The sequence below is a fragment of the Nonomuraea sp. NPDC047897 genome (assembly GCF_043204415.1).
Classification (GTDB): domain Bacteria; phylum Actinomycetota; class Actinomycetes; order Streptosporangiales; family Streptosporangiaceae; genus Nonomuraea.
Genome location: NZ_JBIDCC010000003.1, coordinates 95,010 through 112,202, shown reverse-complemented (window position 1 = coordinate 112,202; position 17,193 = coordinate 95,010). Strand labels below are relative to the sequence as shown.

At 74.9% G+C, this 17,193-nt stretch carries 14 protein-coding genes and 1 pseudogene; 5 read left to right on the top strand and 10 right to left on the bottom strand.

Annotated elements, in window-relative coordinates:
• Positions 1-11 precede the first annotated feature (11 nt).
• Positions 12-353 carry a helix-turn-helix transcriptional regulator gene (locus ACGF0J_RS07385; protein WP_393142928.1) on the bottom strand — a complete coding sequence of 114 codons (342 nt, stop codon included), beginning with the start codon at positions 351-353 and terminating at the stop codon, positions 12-14.
• A gap of 226 nt (positions 354-579) precedes the next feature.
• Between ACGF0J_RS07385 and ACGF0J_RS07380 the strand changes: the two genes are divergently transcribed.
• A complete protein-coding gene (locus tag ACGF0J_RS07380) occupies positions 580-963 on the top strand; it encodes an STAS domain-containing protein (protein WP_393142926.1) in 384 nt (127 codons plus the stop codon).
• Between the two features lie 83 nt (positions 964-1,046).
• On the opposite strand, the gene ACGF0J_RS07375 is transcribed toward ACGF0J_RS07380, so the two are convergent.
• The 5 genes from ACGF0J_RS07375 to ACGF0J_RS07355 form a co-directional block, all read right to left on the bottom strand.
• Complete coding sequence (locus ACGF0J_RS07375; RefSeq protein WP_393142924.1) at positions 1,047-1,475, bottom strand: DUF6463 family protein; 429 nt, start codon at positions 1,473-1,475, stop codon at positions 1,047-1,049.
• A gap of 129 nt (positions 1,476-1,604) precedes the next feature.
• The gene (locus ACGF0J_RS07370; protein ID WP_393142922.1) at positions 1,605-2,942 is read right to left on the bottom strand and encodes an FAD-binding oxidoreductase; all 1,338 of its coding nucleotides are present in this window, start codon (positions 2,940-2,942) and stop codon (positions 1,605-1,607) included.
• Positions 2,939-4,789 carry an ABC transporter ATP-binding protein gene (locus ACGF0J_RS07365; RefSeq protein ID WP_393142920.1) on the bottom strand — a complete coding sequence of 617 codons (1,851 nt, stop codon included), beginning with the start codon at positions 4,787-4,789 and terminating at the stop codon, positions 2,939-2,941. The genes ACGF0J_RS07370 and ACGF0J_RS07365 overlap by 4 nt, the downstream gene beginning before the upstream one ends.
• 5 nt (positions 4,790-4,794) lie before the next feature.
• Positions 4,795-7,632, bottom strand: a complete 2,838-nt coding sequence (locus ACGF0J_RS07360) for a type 2 lanthipeptide synthetase LanM family protein (RefSeq protein ID WP_393142918.1) — start codon at positions 7,630-7,632, stop codon at positions 4,795-4,797.
• A gap of 16 nt (positions 7,633-7,648) precedes the next feature.
• Entirely contained in the window at positions 7,649-7,837 is a 189-nt protein-coding gene (locus ACGF0J_RS07355) for a DUF6229 family protein (RefSeq protein WP_393142916.1), read from the bottom strand.
• A 108-nt stretch (positions 7,838-7,945) separates the two neighbouring features.
• On the opposite strand from ACGF0J_RS07355, the gene ACGF0J_RS07350 reads away from it, so the two are divergent.
• Positions 7,946-8,572, top strand: coding sequence for a response regulator (locus ACGF0J_RS07350; protein WP_393142914.1), 627 nt, complete (start codon positions 7,946-7,948; stop codon positions 8,570-8,572).
• Between the two features lie 29 nt (positions 8,573-8,601).
• Here the strand turns inward: ACGF0J_RS07350 and ACGF0J_RS07345 are convergent, their stop codons facing one another.
• Positions 8,602-9,837 (bottom strand): sensor histidine kinase, encoded by a 1,236-nt coding sequence (locus ACGF0J_RS07345; protein ID WP_393142912.1) that lies wholly within the window; start codon positions 9,835-9,837, stop codon positions 8,602-8,604.
• Positions 9,838-10,019: 182 nt separating this feature from the next.
• On the bottom strand, positions 10,020-10,760 hold the full coding sequence (locus tag ACGF0J_RS07340) for an AraC family transcriptional regulator (protein WP_393142910.1): 741 nt from the start codon (positions 10,758-10,760) through the stop codon (positions 10,020-10,022).
• 54 nt (positions 10,761-10,814) lie between these two features.
• Between ACGF0J_RS07340 and ACGF0J_RS07335 the strand changes: the two genes are divergently transcribed.
• On the top strand, positions 10,815-11,945 hold the full coding sequence (locus ACGF0J_RS07335) for an MFS transporter (protein ID WP_393142908.1): 1,131 nt from the start codon (positions 10,815-10,817) through the stop codon (positions 11,943-11,945).
• Positions 11,946-12,023: 78 nt separating this feature from the next.
• Positions 12,024-14,153, top strand: coding sequence for an NAD-dependent DNA ligase LigA (ligA, locus tag ACGF0J_RS07330; RefSeq protein ID WP_393142906.1), 2,130 nt, complete (start codon positions 12,024-12,026; stop codon positions 14,151-14,153).
• Between the two features lie 49 nt (positions 14,154-14,202).
• Here the strand turns inward: ligA and ACGF0J_RS07325 are convergent, their stop codons facing one another.
• The gene (locus ACGF0J_RS07325; protein WP_393142904.1) at positions 14,203-15,399 is read right to left on the bottom strand and encodes an MFS transporter; all 1,197 of its coding nucleotides are present in this window, start codon (positions 15,397-15,399) and stop codon (positions 14,203-14,205) included.
• On the bottom strand, positions 15,396-16,418 hold the full coding sequence (locus ACGF0J_RS07320) for an NAD(P)/FAD-dependent oxidoreductase (RefSeq protein WP_393142901.1): 1,023 nt from the start codon (positions 16,416-16,418) through the stop codon (positions 15,396-15,398). The genes ACGF0J_RS07325 and ACGF0J_RS07320 overlap by 4 nt, the downstream gene beginning before the upstream one ends.
• A 93-nt stretch (positions 16,419-16,511) precedes the next feature.
• On the opposite strand from ACGF0J_RS07320, the pseudogene ACGF0J_RS07315 reads away from it, so the two are divergent.
• Positions 16,512-17,093, top strand: a pseudogene (locus ACGF0J_RS07315) (helix-turn-helix domain-containing protein); the annotation flags it as partial.
• Positions 17,094-17,193 lie beyond the last annotated feature (100 nt).

Genomic DNA, 17,193 nt, shown 5'->3' with positions numbered 1-17,193 from the left:
CAGGTGACAGCCTAGGGGCGGGCGCTGCTGACCGTGGGGTGGTCGTGGGGTGGCAGGTCGCGGTGGGTGAACATGTCGATCAACACCCGGACCGGCATGTCGGCCTCGGTCGGGTGCCGGAAATGCTGATCGGGGCGGATCCGGTAGTGGTTGCGGCGGCCGACGCGGATGCGTTCCAGATAGCCGGCCTCCTCCAGGTCGGCCACGATGCCCTGGGCGGCCCGTTCGGTGATGCCGATCCGGGCCGCCATGTCGCGGATGCGCACCTGCGGGTCCGCCGCGACCGCCAGCAGCACGCGGGCGTGGTTGGTCAGGAACGTCCATGCGGAGCGGCGGTCGGCGGCAGTGTCCATCGTCTGGTGATTGTAGCGAAGCCCACCCGCACGCCGGAAGCCTTTATGGCGAAACATCTTTCCGGTATTCTTTGTCCGACATCAGTGCACCGCGGCCCGCGTCGCCCCAGGCGGACCCGTTGTCGATCAGAAGGAACCTCATGCCGCTCACCCCGCTCCCGCCACCGCGTCCGGAAGGTGGTTCGCGATGCCCCTCGTCCGTCCGGGCATAGGATCGGGTGCCCTGATGTCACGCTCCGAGGCGCGGCGCCCCCGGGCCGCCGACGACGGCCGCCGGCAGCCGCCCGGGCCCGAGCGCGCCCGTCCCGAACACCTGCTGTACGCCGACCGGGTGCTGCGCATCGCCCGCACCGTGACGCCGGACTCCTCGGTGATGCGACTCGTCGGCGAGATCGACGCCACCAACAGCCGCGCCATGCTGACCACCCTCACCCGGGCCCGCCACACCGACGAACGGCTCGTCCTGGACCTCCGCGACGTCACCTTCGCCGACGTCTCCGCCGTCAAGGCGCTGACCGTCTTCACCGCCGACGGCACGATCCACGTGCGTGACACCCCTCCGCAACTGGCCCGGTTGATGCGCCTGTTGCACCTTCCCCCGTTCGGCTGACCGCGACCACGAGGCCTGCCCCGGCCTGCACGGGCCTGCACGGGCCTGCCACGTCGCGGCCCGGCGTGCTCAGGTCGGCGTGCTCAGGATCGGCGGCGGGAGTGTCGTCCGGCGGTGAGGTTCGCCGCGATGAGCAGCCCGGCGGGGACGGCGGTGGTGAGGAACCCGCTCGGTCCGATCAGGGCGACGGCCAGCGCTCCCCAGGCCAGCAGGGCCCAGCCGACGTACCCGGGAACGTGCTGCCCGTGCCGTCCCGCCCGCGCCACCAGGAGCCCGAGCAGCGCCAGGACCACGACGAACCCGCCGGGCAGCGACCAGAACGTCGCCAGCGAGTCGCCGTCCGCGGTGCGGTCGCGGAGGTCCCCGGCGAACCAGCCGGACCAGGGGGCGAGGGGGGCGACCACGACGGTGTGCGCCACGGCGATCAGGATCATGGTGCGGCCGGCCCACGTCGTGAGCCGGTTCGGGCGCGTGGACGGTGCGGGCGGGTGGGCCACGGGTGCGGTGCTCATGGTCGCCATCCTTTCCGGGCCACGGTCCGGTGGGCTCCCCTTCGGGAGGGATGCGCCTCCCCCGCTCCGGGGAGCGCCGCGCACCGCCCGCCCCTGCGCCGTCTGTCCGCCTGGCGCCGGCCACGGTTGTCAGCGCAGCGGCTGGGCGGAGCGGAACAGGTCCGCCGGGTCGTAGGCGGCCTTCACCTCCCGCAGCCGTGGCAGGTTGCCCCCGTGGTACGCCCGCCCCCAGTCCGTCAGGTCGGCGTCGGGATAGTTGGGGTAGACCGCGCCGGAGGCCCACGGCGACAGCCGGGCCCACGACCGGCACAGCCACGCGTGCGCGTCGCGTCTGCGGCTGTCGGTGGCGCGGAAGCCCACCTGGACGGACTGTTTGAGCAGGAAGCGCGGGGTCCGGTGGGCGAATGCCCCGGCATCCGCGGGGACACGGCCGATCGCGCCCGCCCAGGGCACGAACTCCAGGTCCCGGATCTCGCCGCGCACCCGGTCGGCCGCCAGCCGCGCCAGCAGGTCGTCGATGGCCGTGCGGGGCAGGCGCCCGTCGAAGAAGCCCGACTTGTTCAGGCGCAGCCCGGGCCGCTCGCCGTACGGCAGCTCCGTGACGGCGCCCTCCCCGCCGTCGGCGTAGGCGTGATGGCAGGCGGCAGCGGCGCCTTCCAGGCTGGTGAGCCGCAGCCGGTCCGGCGGCGCCAGGTCGGCGACCAGTTTCCGGGCCTGCTCCGCCGGCCCCGCGACGACGCCGAAGAGCACGGCGGACGGCGGTTCGTCGGGCTCGTCGCCGGCGATGACGGCGATCTCCAGGTTGACCTCGTCGGGGGCTTCCGGCGCCAGGTGCTGCCAGGTGTCGATCAGCTCGGCGGCGTCCCCGTAGTCGCAGCTCGCCTGGACGACCGTGATCGGCACGATGGGCCGGGTGCGCAGCGTCACCTGCGTGACCACGCCGAAGTGGCCGGCGCCGGCTCCGCGCAGCGCCCACAGCAGGTCGTCCGGCGCCTCGACGGCCCGCCCGTCGGCCAGGACCACCCGCGCCGCGAGCAGGTGGTCGGCGCCGAGCCCGTACAGGCGGCTGAGCACGCCGTAGCCGCCGCCGAGCACCGCCCCGACCACGCCGACCGTGGGGCACCAGCCGCAGGGCACCATGCGCCCGCGCTCGGCCAGCCGCCGGGCCAGCTCGCCGATCCGCACGCCGGGGCCCACTCGCACGCTGTCCGCGCCGACCTCGATCCCCCGCATCGCGCCCAGGTCGACGAGCAGCCCGGTCGTGGACGAGTGCTCGGCGAAGCTGTGCCCGCCGCCGCGCAGCGCGAACGGCAGGCGGCGGGCGCGGACCAGCTCCAGGACGCCCACCACGTCGGCTTCCGTGGCGCAGCAGGCCACGGCGGCGGGCAGGTCCTCGGTGAGCGTGCCGAGGAAGGCCTTGCGCCTGGCCTGGTAGCCCGGCTCGCCGGGGTGGATCATCCGCGTCATCGTCTGGCCGCCTTCCCGGTCTGCAACGCGTACAGCTCGGCGTAGCGTCCCTCCAGCGCCAGCAGTTCCTCGTGCGTGCCCTCCTCGGCGACGCGCCCCTGGTGCAGCAGGTAGATGCGGTCGGCGTGCCGGACGCTCGTCAGCCGGTGCGTGATGAGCAGGACGGTCCGCTCCCCCGCGATCTTGCGGAGCGTCTCGTAGACGGCGTACTCCGCCTTGGCGTCCAGCGGCGCGGTCGGCTCGTCCCAGATCAGCAGCGGACCGTCGCGGAACAGCCCGCGGGCCACGGCCAGCCGCTGCCACTGCCCGGCCGACAGCTCGTGGCCGCCCCTGAACTGCTTGGACAGCAGCGTCTCCCATCCGGCGGGCAGGTCCGCGACGACGTCGTCGGCCGCGGCGAGCGAGGCGGCCTCGCGCAGGGCGTGGTCTCCCGGGTCGGCGCGGTCGTGGCGGCCCATGCGGACGTTGGTCCTGGCGTCGTGCGGCCAGCGGACCGGGTGCTGCGGCACCAGGACCACCCGGTCGGCCAGGGTGTCCGGGTCGAGATCGGCGCTGTCGAGCCCGTCCCATCGCAGGGTGCCGCTGGTGGGCCGGTAGAGCCCGGCCAGCAGCCTGGCCAGCGTGGTCTTGCCCGAGCCGTTCTCGCCGACCAGCGCGATCGTCTGGCCCGCGTGGACGGTCAGGTCGATCCCGCGCAGCGCGGGGCGCGAGCTGCCCGGGTAGGTGAAGCCGACGCCGTGCAGGGTGATGCGTCCGGGACGGCGCGGCGCCGCCGTACCGCCCGCCGGTCGTCTCCTCGCCTCGGCGTCGGCGAGGAAGTCGTGGTAGTCGGCCACGTACAGCGACTGCTCGAAGAGCTGGTCAGCGGCCTGGGTGAGCTGCCGCAGCGCCGCGCCCGCCACCCGGACGGCGATCACCGCGGTGCCCGCCGCGGCCGCCGCGATCCAGCCGGCGTGCAGCATCAGCCCGAGCACGGCCAGCACTCCCGCCATGGCCAGGCCGCTCGCCGCGCGGCCCGCCGTCCTGGCCCGCACCATGGACAGCCCCACCCGCGTCTCCTCCGCCTTCAGGACGTCCGCCGCCCGGCGGTATTCGGCCAGGACGTACGGCTGGGCCTGGCAGGCCCGCAGCTCGCCCGCCGGTTCGCGCTCGGTGGCCAGTTCGGCGAGCAGGTCGACCCGGCGGTTCAGGGTGACCATGGCGCGCATGCCCGCGTACCCGCGTTGCGCGGCTTTCAGCACCGCCCACGCCTCCGGGATGACGCCGGCCACCAGCAACGGCACCAGCAGCGGGTGCAGGACGGCGAGCCCCGCGGCCGCCGCCGTCACCCCGCAGGCCGCGCCGAGCAGGTCGATGACGTTGCCCGCCGCCCGGTCGAGGTGGAACAGGCCCCGGTCGCGGGCCCGGTGCAGGCCGTCGTAGAAGTCCACGTCGTCGAAGTCGGCCAGTTGCACGCCGAGGGCGGCGGCGAACAGTCGCTCCTCCGCCGCGCGCCGCAGCGCGGGCTCCAGCCGCGCTCTGGCCAGCTCCACCGCCGCCTCGGCCGCGCCGCGCAGGGCGACGATCGCGGCGACCAGGGCCAGGCCGGGCACCGCCGCCAGGAGCCTTTCGGACGCCGCCCCGGCGGCCAGCAGGTCCTCCAGCACCGTCGTGGTCGCCAGCAGCCCGCTGGCCGTCGCGGCGCCCGCGGCGAGCTGGAGGACGAGGATGGTGAGCGCGGGCCGGCGTCCGGACCGCCAGATGAGCCGGAGCACCGGGACGGTGAGCGCAGGCAGCCGTCGCAGGGTGCGCCGCGGCCCGTCCGGCCGGTCCAGGTGCCAGTACGGGGTGACGAGCTCCTCCTCCATCGGGCTCACCCCAGGTCCGGGAGCAGGACGGACGGCAGGGCGCAGTCGGGGTGCATGCGCAGCAGTTGGTAGGCCACCCCGCCCAGGCCGGGCAGCAGGCCCGGCGCGAAGGCGTCCCGGGCCAGGCCGCTGACGGGGCCGTTGGCCTCCAGGCTGCCCAGGATGTGGGCGTCCAGCAGGTCCCGCTCCACCGGCGCGACCCCGGCCGCCCGCGCGTGCTCGATCACCTCCCACGACCCGAGGTCGCCGTGGCACAGCGTGTGGTTCCAGCCGGTGCCGTCGGCCCAGCAGGAGGCGGCGGCGCGGGCCAGCCTGTCACGCCACCGGTCGCCGCCCTCGCGGGCCAGCCGGTCGGCGGCGACGATCCCGACGCCGCCCGCGCCGTGGCACCACGCGGCGGCGGTGAAGCCGTCCCCGCGCAGGTCCACCCAGCCCCGCTGGTCGGGGTCGTAGAGGGTGTCCTCGTAGGCGAACGCCGCGTCGGCGAGCTCCCGCAGGCCGCCGGGGCCGCCGGACGACTCCGCGAGCCGCGACAGGGCCCAGCCGATGCCGGTGGCGCCGTGCGCCAGCCCGCCGAGCCCCTGCGGGAAGCGTGGGCTGGGCCAGCACGCCCCGCCCGGCCGGTGTTCCGCCAGCTCCGCGAGGCGCGCGCCGATCGAGCCGGCCAGTTCGGCCCACCGCGCTTCCCCGGCCTGCTCGCCCAGCCGCAGCAGCGGGACGATCGCCCCCGCCATCCCGGAGAGCAGATCGTAGCCGTCGTCGGCCTCGATCGACTCCGGCAGCAGCCCGGCGAGCGCGCGGGCCCGCGCCAGCGCCTCGTCCCCGGCCGCGCCGAGGGCGCGCAGCAGCAGCCAGCCCCACACCTGCGAGGTGATCCCGAGGTAGGCGCCGGGGGGCTCCGGGCGCAGCCGGATGTCCTCCCGCCGTTTGGCGGCGTCGCGGTCCTCGGCGAGCCGGACGGTGCGCAGCACCGCCTCAAGGAGTCCCGGCAGCTCCTCGACGGGCTCGGCCCTGCCGTCGGCGGCCTCCCGGGTGTAGGCGGCCAGCAGGACGGCCACGCCGTGCGCTCCGCCGTACAGGTCGGCCGACAGCGGTTGGACGGCCCAGCCGGTGGGGTTCAGCACGGGCGTGATCCAGGTGACCGTGCCGTCGGCGCCGGGCACGGCGCTGTCGAGGACGCCGCGCATGATGCCGGCGGCGGCCGCGCGCCGCCGGGGTTCCAGGCGGTCGGTGCGGATCAGGCCGGGCGAGAGCCGCTTGTCCTCCGGCATCCAGCCCTCGTTGAGGTAGGCGCTGACCAGGGCCGCCTGCGCCACCCGCCGGTCGAGGCCGTGGTCGCGCGCCCGCCAGCGGGTCACCGCTTCGGCGATCAGGTCGCGTTCCGGGCCGCACCGGGTGCCCGCGGGGCCGCGCAGCACGCCGGCGCGGGGGGTGGTGTCGAACATGGGGATGTCGCCGTGGCACAGCTCGTCCACCTCGGCGGCGATGACGGCGGGGTCGCCGGGAGCGCCCGGCACGTTCTGCGACATCCTGGCCAGCAGCGCGGCGGCTTTCGCGCGGGCGGGCGCCTCGTCGTGCAGCGCGGCGGGATGCCAGAGCATGCGGCCCAGCTCGGCGTACGACTCGGTGGAGCGCAGCACGGCGCGTACCGGGCAGTCGGCGAAGCCGGCCAGCAGCGGCTCCAGCCCGCCCGACCGGTCGAGCGTGGCCAGGCGGCCGTCGAGCTCGTCGAACCCGGTCATGATCTCGTCCCAGTAGTGGCCGAGGACCGGCTCGGGGCTGGGGTGGTTGGCCGCCGGGGGCAGTTCGACCCGTTCGGTGCCCATCCGGGGGCTGTCGGTGCCCGCGCCGAGCACCACCGGCAGTTCGACCTGCGGCTGCTGGCCGGGCAGCGCGCCGGCCGCCGACATGTCCACGCCGCGCCAGCCCAGCGCGACCCCGCGCCCGGGGAGCAGCCCGGTGCGCATCACCGAGCTGTCCACCAGCTCCACCGCCAGATCGACCGCCTGGCCGTACCCGGAGGGGCGGGCCTTGGCGTGCGGGGTGAACAGGCTCTCGCAGTCGACGACCACGGGGTGCGGTCCGGCGGCGATGAGGTTCTCGGCGTGCAGGTCGCTGCCGCCGAGCAGGCGCATGAGTGCCAGCCAGTGGCCCATGCCGCGGTAGAAGGCGCGCAGCTCTCCGGCGTCGGCGCAGTGGCGGTGCTCGATGTGCTCGGCCCAGCCGTACCCCTGGCCGGTCACGACGGCGGGCACGCGCATGGTGGAGTCGCCGAGGCTGGTGAGCAGCTCGGCGAGCGCCGCGTCCACCGCCAGCGAGCGGGGCTTGTAGACCGCCCGGCCGTCGGCGCCGTGCAGCACGACGACCGTCTGCCCGCCGCGGTGGCTGTCCCCGGCGCCGAACTCGACGTGTTCGAGCGCGCCGGACGGCGCTCCCGGCAGGGCGGCCAGCGCCGCGCGGTCCGCGGCGAAGCGCGCGGCGAAGCGGTGGGCGGCGGCGCAGCGGTGGCGGATCACCGTCGTCAGCCTGGCGGTCATGGCGGGGTACGGCGCCGCCAGGTCCTTCCAGAACGCGGGCCGCGCGACGCTCCGCTTCCACTCCTCCCACCGGGCGGCGGGGTCGGCGCCGGTCAGGCGGCCGGACAGGCGGGCGGCGTTCAGCTCCAGCACCAGCACTCTGGTGATCTTGCGGCGGACGTCCTCCTCGACGGACCGCGCCGAGCCGGCCAGGATGGCGGCGCGCTCGGCCGGGGCGAGGCCGGTGAGCGACCCCAGCCGGGCCTCCAGGTCGGCCAGAGCCGGTCCGATCAGCGCATCCAGCGGGGGGTCGAACTCACCGGCCATGTGCTCCCGTCCCCGCTCAGCAGCAGTAACGGGTGTAGGAGCCCGAGCAGGCGGTCCCGCACTTGCCGGAGTGACCCGGCCCGGTCATGGTGATCTCGGACTCGACGTACATGCCGGGCAGCAGGGGGCCGGCCGGGCTGTCCGGCTCGTCGCCCGTCCTCCAGGCGGCGATGATCTCCTCGGCCCTTTCGAGCGTGACGGTCATGTCTGCTCCCTTCGTGGACTTGGCGCCATGTTCCGCTGCCGGGCCGGTGACCGGTAGCCGCCATAACTGCGCACTTGACACGAGATTCCGGATATGAGACAGACAGGCGTGATCACTGTTTCCGTCGTGGACGACGACCGGATGCTCATCGAAGGGCTGGCCGCCTGGCTGGCCGGCGTGCCCGACGTCCGGCTGACCGCCTCGGCCGCGACCGTCGCCGAACTGCTCAGAACGGAGCCGTCACCGGCCGACGTGGTGCTGCTCGACCTGCTGCTGGCCGACCGCTCCGAGCCGGTGGACAACGTGCGCGCGCTGGTGCGGCTGCGGCGACGGGTGCTCGTGGTCAGCGTGGTCACCTCCGGCGACATGGCCAGGCGGATGGTCGACGCGGGAGCGGGCGGGTATCTCACCAAGGATCACGACCTGGCCGCCCTGGTGGCGAAGGTCAGGGAGGTGGCGAAGGAGGAGGTGGCCCTCTCCCCCGAGCTGGCGCTGGGCTGGCTGGCCGACCAGGACGTCGATCGGCCCGTGCTGTCCCCGCAGGAGCGCGCCGTGCTGCTCGCCTACGCCTCGGGCATGACGCTCGGCGCGGCGGCCCGCAGCGCCGGCGTGCAGCCGGGAACCGCCAAGAACTACCTGGAACGGGTCAAGGACAAATACCGCAGGGCGGGACGTCCGGCGTACACCAAGCTGGAGCTCGCCGCCCGCGTCCGGGAGGACGGCCTGGCCACCTGAGCCGCACGCCGGTCCGGCCTGCCCCGGCGCTACGCGGGGTCCGGCCACCTGAGCTCCACGCACACGCCCTCGCCCGGAGCCGTGATGATCTCCACGCTTCCGCCCACCTCACGCATCCGCCCGATGACCGAGGAGCGCAGCCCGTAACCGGGTTCGACCTCGCCGGGCTCGAAGCCCCTGCCGCGATCGACCACGCGGACGGTGACCGTGCCGTCCACGGCGACGGCGGTGAGCCAGGCCTCCCGCTCCCCCGAGTGCCTGACCACGTTGTTGAGCGCCTCCGCGCCGGCCTCCGCCAAGGCCGCGGCCACGTCGTCGGGCAGGTCCTCGGGCAGCGCCTCGGCCGCGTAGCGCACGCACAGCCCCAGCCCCGCCGCCCTGGCCACCGCGCGCGCCAGGCCGTTGCCGAGCCCGGTGACCGGGCCCGCGGCGTCCTGCCTGATCAGCGCCCGCACATACGCCGCGTCGGCCGCGCACCGCCGCCGCACCTCCTCCGTGTGGTGGTCGAGCCCGCCACGCGCGATCGCGGTCAGCGTGGCCAGGACCGTGTCGTGCAACTGCCGGTAGTGCGCCAGCCGGGCCCGCTCGGCGACCCGCTCCGCCTCGGCCACCAGCCGCTGCTCGGCCAGCCCGTCCAGCCGGGTCGCCTGGGCGGCGAGGTACCGGCGGATGAAGAAGACGATGACCGCGAACCAGACGTACCCGTTCACCCGCACGAGCAGCTCCAGCGCGGCCGGGAGGCGCTGGCCGAGGTCGCCGGCATGCGCGACCGCGTAGACCGCGACCGGGGGCAGCAACGCGGCGAACTGGATCGGACGCTCGCTCACCGCGCCGATCAGGGCTCCCGTCGCCAGCAGCGCGTGCGAGGACCAGTTGCGCACGCACGTGCCCGACTCGGGCAGGCAGACCCCGGCCACCCCCACCATGAAGACGCAGGTCGCCAGCACGTCGATCACCACGGCCCGGGGCGCGAACCAGCCACGCCGCGCCACCCAGTGGAACAAGGTCACGTTCCAGACGAGGGCCAGCGCCAGCAGCGCCGCGTTGCGGCCGCGGTCGGCGAAGAGCGTCTCGTCCGCGAACAGGCTCGCGCACGCGGGCACCAGGTAGCTGAGGCGCTGCAACGTGAGCAGCATCGCCACGAACCGGCGCACCCGCTCGCCGCTCGGCCTGGCCGCCAGGAACAGCGGGTCCCGCCAGCCGAGGGATCCCCGCCAGCCCGCCGTGGCGTGTCCGGCGGTGTCGTGCGCGGGTGATGGCTGCATGGGGAGTGGCGCCCTTCCGACGAGCCGGCTTGAAAGATCCACCGCAAAGATCCATCGAGCCCGGCGCGATCACAAGCACAGGCCGTAAACGGACGTCCGAGTCACCGCAATAGGTCCTGCTCGCTCCGGCCGGGCCCGGCCGTCGCGCGGCGGCTCGCCCGGGTGCCGGCGGTTCGCCGGTCTCAGCGGTTGCGTCCCGGGGTGTGCCCGAACGTGCGGCGGAAGACGTCGATGAACGCGCTCGCCGAGGCCCAGCCGCACCTGTGCGCGACGGTCGTGACGGGCGTGCGCTCGGCGAGCAGGATGAGCGCGTGGTGCAGCCGGAGCTGGGTGCGCCACTGCGGGAACGTCATGCGCAGCTCGGCGCGGAACAGCCGCGACAGGGTGCGCTCACTGGCGCCGGCCTCGGCGCCGAGCTGCGCCAGCGTGCGACCGTCCGCGGGGTCGTCGTGCAGCAGCGCGCACACCGCGGCCAGCCGGGGATCGCTGGGGGTGGGCAGGTGCACCGGGTGGCGCGGGGAGTGCCGCAGCCGGTCGAGCAGCACGGCGAGGAGCCGGTCGCGTTCGGCCGGGCCGCCGGCGTCCGGGTCACGGGTGTATTCGATGATCAGCTCGCGGAGCAGCGGTTCGACCGCCAGCACGGCGGGGGCGTGCAGCGCCAGCGGGTTCACCTCGACCGGCAGGCCCACCAGGTGCACGTCGGTCCGGCCGTAGGCCCGGTGCTCGTGCACGGTCCCGGCCGGCACCCAGATCGCCCGGGTGGCCGGTGCGATCCACCGGCCCCGGTCCGTGGTGACCGACAGCACGCCGCGGGCGGCGTAGACGATCTGGTGCTCGTCGTGGTGGTGGGCGTCGATCCCCGCTCCGGCGGCCAGGCGGCGCAGCCCGGTGGGCGCGGTCGGGGTGTGGCGGGAAATCGACATGTTCCGGCAGGTTATCGGAAGCCGCCGGGAAGCCTCCTCCCCGACCCTGGTGACATGCGCGCGAACAGCCGGCTGCTGCTGCCCATCGGGCATGGGAGCGTGGACTTCTACCAGGGCATGGTGCCGGTGCTGGTGCCGTTCCTGGTGGCCGAGCGTCACTACGACCATCTCGGCGTGTCCGGGTTCGTGCTGGCCGCCTCCCTGCTGTCCTCGGTGGTCCAGCCGCTGTTCGGGGGGTTCACCGACCGGTGGGCGATGCCGTGGCTGGTCCCGGCCGGCACGCTGGCGGCCGGGTGCGGCGTCGCGCTGCTCGGCGTGGCCGGGTCGTACCCGCTCGCCCTCGCGGCGATCGCGCTGACCGGGTTCGGGGTCGCCGCGTACCATCCCGAGGGGGCGCGGCTGGCCCGCGCGGTGACCGGCGGCGAGCACGTCGGGATGAGCTGGTTCTCGCTGGGCGGCAACGTCGGCTTCGCGCTCGCGCCGGTGATCGCGACCCCGGTGCTGGCGGTGGGCGGGCTGGCCGCGGCACCGCTCCTGCTCGCCCCCGCGGTGCTCGGCACGCTGGTCACCCTGCCGCTGCTGGGACGGCGCGCACGCGCCGCGGCGGGCCGCCGGACCGGTGGTCGTGATGACTGGCCGGCGTTCCGCCTGCTGTCGGCGGTCGTCGTCCTGCGCTCGATCGCCTACGTCGGGCTCAGCACGTTCCTGGGGCTGTTCGCGCAGCAACGGGTCCATCCGGGCGACGCCGCCGGCGGGGCGGCGCTGTTCGTGCTGTTCGCCGGCGGCGCGGCCGGGACCGTGCTCGGCGGCCGGCTGGCCAGGCGCTGGGGCCGGGTGCGCACGATGCGACGCGCCTACGGCGTGGCGGTCCTGGCGGTCGCCGGTGTGGCACTGGTCCCCGGACCGGCGCTCTACGGGGTCGTGGCCGTCGCGGCGATCGCCCTGTACGTGCCGTTCTCGCTGCACATCACGCTCGGGCAGGACTATCTGCCCAACCGGGTGGGCACCGCCGGCGGGGTGACCCTCGGCCTGGCGGTGAGCGTCGGCGGCGTGCTCGCCCCGGCCCTGGGCGCCCTGGCCGACGCGACCTCCCTGCAGGCCATGCTCGCCACGTTGGGCGTCTTCCCGGCTCTGGCCTGGCTGCTCGCCCGCCGCCTCCGCGAGCCCGGCCGCCTCGAAGGCTGACCGAGCCCCTTCGCCGGGTCAGTCCGTGCGAGCGCCGCAGGTGCTGGAAATGTCGGCAGGGCCCGGCACGATAGGCCCATGACCGACGCTCCCGCGCATGCCGACCTTCTCGACCAGGCCGCCTACGCCGCCGCCGTGCAGCTCGCGGCCGACGCCGCCGCGGCCTACTACGGCGACGGCGAGTCGTCGCTGGACGACGACGCCTACGACCAGCTGGTGCGCGGCATCGCCGCGTACGAGCAGGCGCACCCCGAGCAGGTGCTGCCCGCCTCCCCCACGGGCAAGGTGGCCGGCGGCGCGGTCACCGGCGACGTGCCGCACACGGTGCCGATGCTGAGCCTGGACAACGTGTTCGGCCCCGAGCAGCTCGCCGACTGGGCGGCCGCCCTGCAGCGCCGCCTGGGCCGTGAGGTGACGGCCTGGAGCGTGGAGCCCAAGCTCGACGGCCTGGCCATCTCCGCCCGCTACCGTGACGGACGGCTGGCGCAGCTCGTGACCCGCGGCGACGGCACCGCCGGCGAGGACGTCAGCCACGCGATCGGCACCGTCGTCGGCCTGCCCGCCCGGCTCGCCGACCGGGTGACGGTCGAGCTGCGCGGCGAGGTCATGATGACGGCCGAGCAGTTCGAGCAGGCGTGCGCCAAGCGGCAGGCCCACGACGGCACCACGTTCGCCAACCCGCGCAGCGCCGCCGCCGGCACGCTGCGCGCCCAGGACCGCCCCTACACGTGCGAGCTGACCTTCTTCGGCTACGGCGCGCTGCCGCACCCGGGCGACACCTCCGAGCCGGCCGCGCGGCTGCGCGCGCTGCCGCACAGCGAGGTCATGCAGTGGGTGGCCGCGCAGGGCGTGCAGACCACCGCCGCCACCCCGGTCGCCGGCATCGTCGCCGACTCGCTGGAGCGGGTGCGGGAGCGCGTGGAGCAGATCGCCGCCCAGCGGGCCGACCTGCCGTTCGGCATCGACGGCATCGTCGTCAAGTGCGACCTGGCCGCCGACCAGGAGCAGGCCGGGTTCAGCTCGCGGGCCCCCCGGTGGGCGATCGCCTACAAGCTCCCCGCCGTCGAGAAGATCACCAGGCTGGTCGGCGTCGAGTGGAACACCGGCCGCACCGGCGTCATCGCCCCACGTGCCGTGCTGGAGCCGGTCGAGCTCGACGGCAGCGTCGTCACCTACGCCACCTTGCACAACGTCGCCGACATCACCCGGCGTGGCCTCATGCTCGGCGACCACGTCGTCGTCTACAAAGCCGGCGACGTGATCCCCCGGGTGGAGTCCCCGGTGGTGCACCTGCGCACCGGCGACGAGCAACCGATCGTCTTCCCCGACGTCTGCCCGTCCTGCGGCGACGGCATCGACCGGTCCCAGGAGCGGTGGCGGTGCGTGCGCGGCCGCGCCTGCCGGGCGATCGCCTCGATCAGCTACGCCGCCGGCCGTGACCAGCTCGACATCGAGGGCCTGGCCGACAACCGCATCCGCCAGTTGCTGGAGGCCGGTCTGATCGCCGACTTCGCCGACCTGTTCTTCCTCACCCGGGAGCAGTTGCTCGGCCTGGAGCGGATGGGCGAGACCAGCACCGACAACCTCCTGGCCGCCATCGACCGGGCCAGGAGCCGGCCGCTCAGCAGGGTGTTCTGCGCCCTCGGGGTGCGCGGCACCGGCCGGAGCATGAGCCGCCGCATCGCCCGCCACTTCGGCGCCATGCAGGCCATCCGCGCCGCCGACGTCGAGGCGCTGCAGGCCGTCGACGGCATCGGCCCCGAGAAGGCCCCCCTCGTGGTCGCGGAGCTGGCCGAGCTGGGCGACCTCATCGACAAGCTGGTCAAGGCCGGGGTCAGCATGACCGAGCCGGGAGCCGTGCCACCCGGCGCCCAGGCGGGCCCCGACGCCGCCGGACCGGGAGCCGGACCGGGAGCCGGACCGGACGCCGGACCGGCAGCCGGACCGGCAGCCGCCGAGCTGCCGCTGGCCGGGATGGCGGTCGTGGTCACCGGGACGATGACCGGCCCGCTGCAGGCGCTGTCGCGCAACGAGGTCAACGAACTGATCGAACGGGCCGGCGGCAAGGCGTCCTCCAGCGTGTCGGCCAAGACCTCGCTGCTGGTGGCGGGCGACAAGGCCGGGTCGAAGCGGGCCAAGGCCGAGAGCCTGGGCGTGCGCGTCGCCGGCCCCGAGGAGTTCGCCCGAATGGTGGAGGCGTTCCTCTAGCCGCCACCGGCCCGGCCCCGGCCTGGCCGGCGTTCCCGCTGCGACGCCGTCAGGCCCGCCGGCGCGACATCATCCAGTCGAGCAGCACGGGCACGGTCGTGATCGCGGCCAGACCCGCGCCGAGCCACGGGATGACGGTGAGCCCGGCTCCGGCATCGAGCGCGGCGGCGGCCAGCACGGGCACGAGGCTGATGCCGAGCTGGAACGCCGAGATGGTGGTGGCCCCGGCGAGCGTGGGCGCCTGGGCGGCGATGGCGAACACGCGCCCATAGATCGCCGGGTTCAGCACGAACCCGGCGACGCCGAGCAGCAGGACCAGGGGGACGACGGCGAGCGCGTGCCGGGCGAGTACGGCCAGCAGGACCGAACAGGCCACGATCCCGAGCGCCCCGGTCAGCAGCGCGCGGGTGGGCACCCGGTCGGCGATCCTGCCGCCGATGGACAGGCCGATCAGGGCGCCGACGCCGAACAGGGTCAGGATGGCCGGGACCCAGACGCCGGGTATGCGGGTGACACCGGTCAGGAACGGCGCCAGGTAGTTGAACGTGATCATATAGGCGGCGGTGCTCAGCAGGGTGACGGCGTAGACGACCCACAGCCGGGGCCGCCGCATCGTGCGAAGCTCGCTCCGCACACTCCTGTCGCCCCGCACGCTCGTGGCCGGCAACGCCACGAGCGTCAGGACGGCGCCGGCGACGGTGAGGGCGGCCACGGCCCAGAAGCCGCCACGCCACCCGGTGAAGTAGCTGAGCATCGCCCCGGCCGGGCCGCCGGCGATCATCGCGAGGCTGAGCCCGCTGACGACGACGCCGGAGGCCCGGGCGGTACGGTCGGGCGGGACCAGGCCGATCGCGACCACCGCCGCGACCGCCCAGAACCCCGCGTAGGCCAGACCGCACAGGAAGCGCGTGACCAGGAGCACCGCGTAGCTGTCCGTGAGGACGCCGATCGCCACGCAGGCGGCGAAGGCCGTCTGCGTCGCCACCAGCGTCGTCCGCGGCCGCCAGCGGAGGGTCAGGACGGCCAGGGGCGGCCCGCCGACGACGACGCCGGCGGCGAACATCGAGATCAGCGCCCCGGCGGAGGCCAGCGTGATCCGCAGGTCCGCGGCGACGGCCGGCAGGACCCCGGCGAGCAGGAACTCCGCGCTGCCCATCGAGAACAGGCTGAACGACAGCAGGTAGACCCCCAGGGGCAGCCTGCCGCGGGCGACCGGCGCCCGCCGGACCGCGGCCTCGGCGCTCACGACTCCCTCCGGGAAAGGTGGGCGGGCCGGCTCTCCACGATCGGGGCGGCCGGGGCGCGGCGCCGCTCGACGGCGTGGCGGACGTCCTCGTCCACCAGGTCGGCGTTGACGGCGAACGCCGCGGCCGATCCCATCCCGGCGGCGGTGACGACCTGGGCGCGCGGGTCGATGACGTTCCCGGCCGCCCAGACGCCGGCGACGCTGGTACGGCCCGTGCGGTCGGTGGCGACCCAGCCGGTGTCGTCCTTGACGCAGCCGAGACGGGTCAGCAGCTCGTCGTGCGGGACCATGCGCGGGAAGAGGAAGGCGGCGGCGCGGGGAAGCACGCGACCGCCGGCGAGCTCGATGCCGCGCAGCCGGCCGCCCTCGACGGCGAGACGGTCGATCTCTCCCTCGACGATGCCGAGGCCGCGAGCCTCCAGGCGCTCCCGGTCCTCGGCCGTCAGGTCGAGGGTGTGCGGCAGGAAGACCACGTCGTCGCTCCACTGGCGCAGGAGCAGGGCCTGGTGCACCGCCCCGGGATGCGTGCCGAGTACGGCGAGCGGCTGGTCGCCGACCTCGTGGCCGTGGCAGTACGGGCAGTGCAGCACGTCCTTGCCCCACAGCTCGCGCACCCCGGGGATGTCGGGCAGCTCGTCGCGCAGCCCGGTGGCGACCAGCACGCGGCGGGCGCCGAGCACCGGGCCGCCCTCCAGCCGGACGGCGAAGCCGGGGTCGATCGCCTCGATCGCCTCCACGCGGCCGGGGACGAGACGCACGCCGTACCGGGCGATCTCGGCCCGGCCGAGCTCCAGCAGGGTGGCCGGGGGCAGGCCGTCGCGGGACAGGAAGCCGTGCATGTGCGCGGCGGGGGCGTTGCGCGGTTCCCCGGCGTCGATCACCACCACGCGGCGCCGCGCCCGCCCGAGGAGCAGGGCGGCGTTCAGGCCGGCCGCTCCCGCGCCGACCAACACCACGTCGTGCCTTCCGCCCGCCGTGGCTCGCGCGTCGGCGTCATGGCTGTTCATCGCTTTGATCATGACGATCACCTCCGCCGCCGATGGTGCGTCCCGCCGTAGGCCGACGACAACTTCTGTTGCCATTTCTGGAACAGCGGCGGTGAAATGGGGCCCATGGAGCAGCGATCCTCGATAAGCGCCACCCTGGCCCAGGTCGGCGCCCGCCTCAGGCGCATCCGCACCCAGCGTGGCGTGACCCTTTCGGCACTGGCCGAGGCCACCGGCATCTCAAAGAGCACGCTCTCGCGGCTGGAGTCGGGCCAGCGCCGCCCCAGCCTGGAGCTCCTGCTGCCGATCGCGCAGGCACACCAGGTGCCGCTGGACGAGCTGGTCGGCGCTCCGGAGGTCGGCGACCCGCGCGTCCGGTGCAAACCCCTCGTCCGCAACGGGCGGACCGTCCTCCCGCTGACCACCCAGCCCGGCCCCCTGCAGGCGTGGAAATCGATCATCCCCGCCGAGCAGAACCAGCCGCGGCCGGTCACGCACGAGGGCTACGAGTGGATGTACGTGCTGTCCGGACGCGTGCGGCTCGTCGTGGCCGACCATGACCTGATCCTGGGACCGGGCGAGGCCGCCGAGTTCGACACCCGTCTGCCGCACTGGTTCGGCCCGGCGGGCGACACTCCCGTGGAGGTCCTCAACCTGTTCGGCCGCCAGGGCGAACGCGTGCACGTGCGGGCCAGACCCCAGGGGCGGCGGGAAGCGGCCTCGCAGGACCCGGGTTCGCCGTCACGTCCTGTCGGTGCCGATGGTGGTGCTGATCACGGTGCTGATCACGGTGCTGATCGTGGTGCTG

Bases quoted from the DNA above. Each gene is read 5' to 3' on its own strand.
- ACGF0J_RS07355 (WP_393142916.1), bottom strand. From the start codon at position 7,837: ATGACCGTCACGCTCGAAAGGGCCGAGGAGATCATCGCCGCCTGGAGG.
- ACGF0J_RS07320 (WP_393142901.1), bottom strand. From the start codon at position 16,418: ATGATCAAAGCGATGAACAGCCATGACGCCGACGCGCGAGCCACGGCG.
- ACGF0J_RS07345 (WP_393142912.1), bottom strand. From the start codon at position 9,837: ATGCAGCCATCACCCGCGCACGACACCGCCGGACACGCCACGGCGGGC.
- ACGF0J_RS07370 (WP_393142922.1), bottom strand. From the start codon at position 2,942: ATGACGCGGATGATCCACCCCGGCGAGCCGGGCTACCAGGCCAGGCGC.
- ACGF0J_RS07375 (WP_393142924.1), bottom strand. From the start codon at position 1,475: ATGAGCACCGCACCCGTGGCCCACCCGCCCGCACCGTCCACGCGCCCG.
- ACGF0J_RS07360 (WP_393142918.1), bottom strand. From the start codon at position 7,632: ATGGCCGGTGAGTTCGACCCCCCGCTGGATGCGCTGATCGGACCGGCT.
- ligA (WP_393142906.1), top strand. From the start codon at position 12,024: ATGACCGACGCTCCCGCGCATGCCGACCTTCTCGACCAGGCCGCCTAC.
- ACGF0J_RS07380 (WP_393142926.1), top strand. From the start codon at position 580: ATGTCACGCTCCGAGGCGCGGCGCCCCCGGGCCGCCGACGACGGCCGC.
- ACGF0J_RS07365 (WP_393142920.1), bottom strand. From the start codon at position 4,789: ATGGAGGAGGAGCTCGTCACCCCGTACTGGCACCTGGACCGGCCGGAC.
- ACGF0J_RS07385 (WP_393142928.1), bottom strand. From the start codon at position 353: ATGGACACTGCCGCCGACCGCCGCTCCGCATGGACGTTCCTGACCAAC.
- ACGF0J_RS07335 (WP_393142908.1), top strand. From the start codon at position 10,815: ATGCGCGCGAACAGCCGGCTGCTGCTGCCCATCGGGCATGGGAGCGTG.
- ACGF0J_RS07340 (WP_393142910.1), bottom strand. From the start codon at position 10,760: ATGTCGATTTCCCGCCACACCCCGACCGCGCCCACCGGGCTGCGCCGC.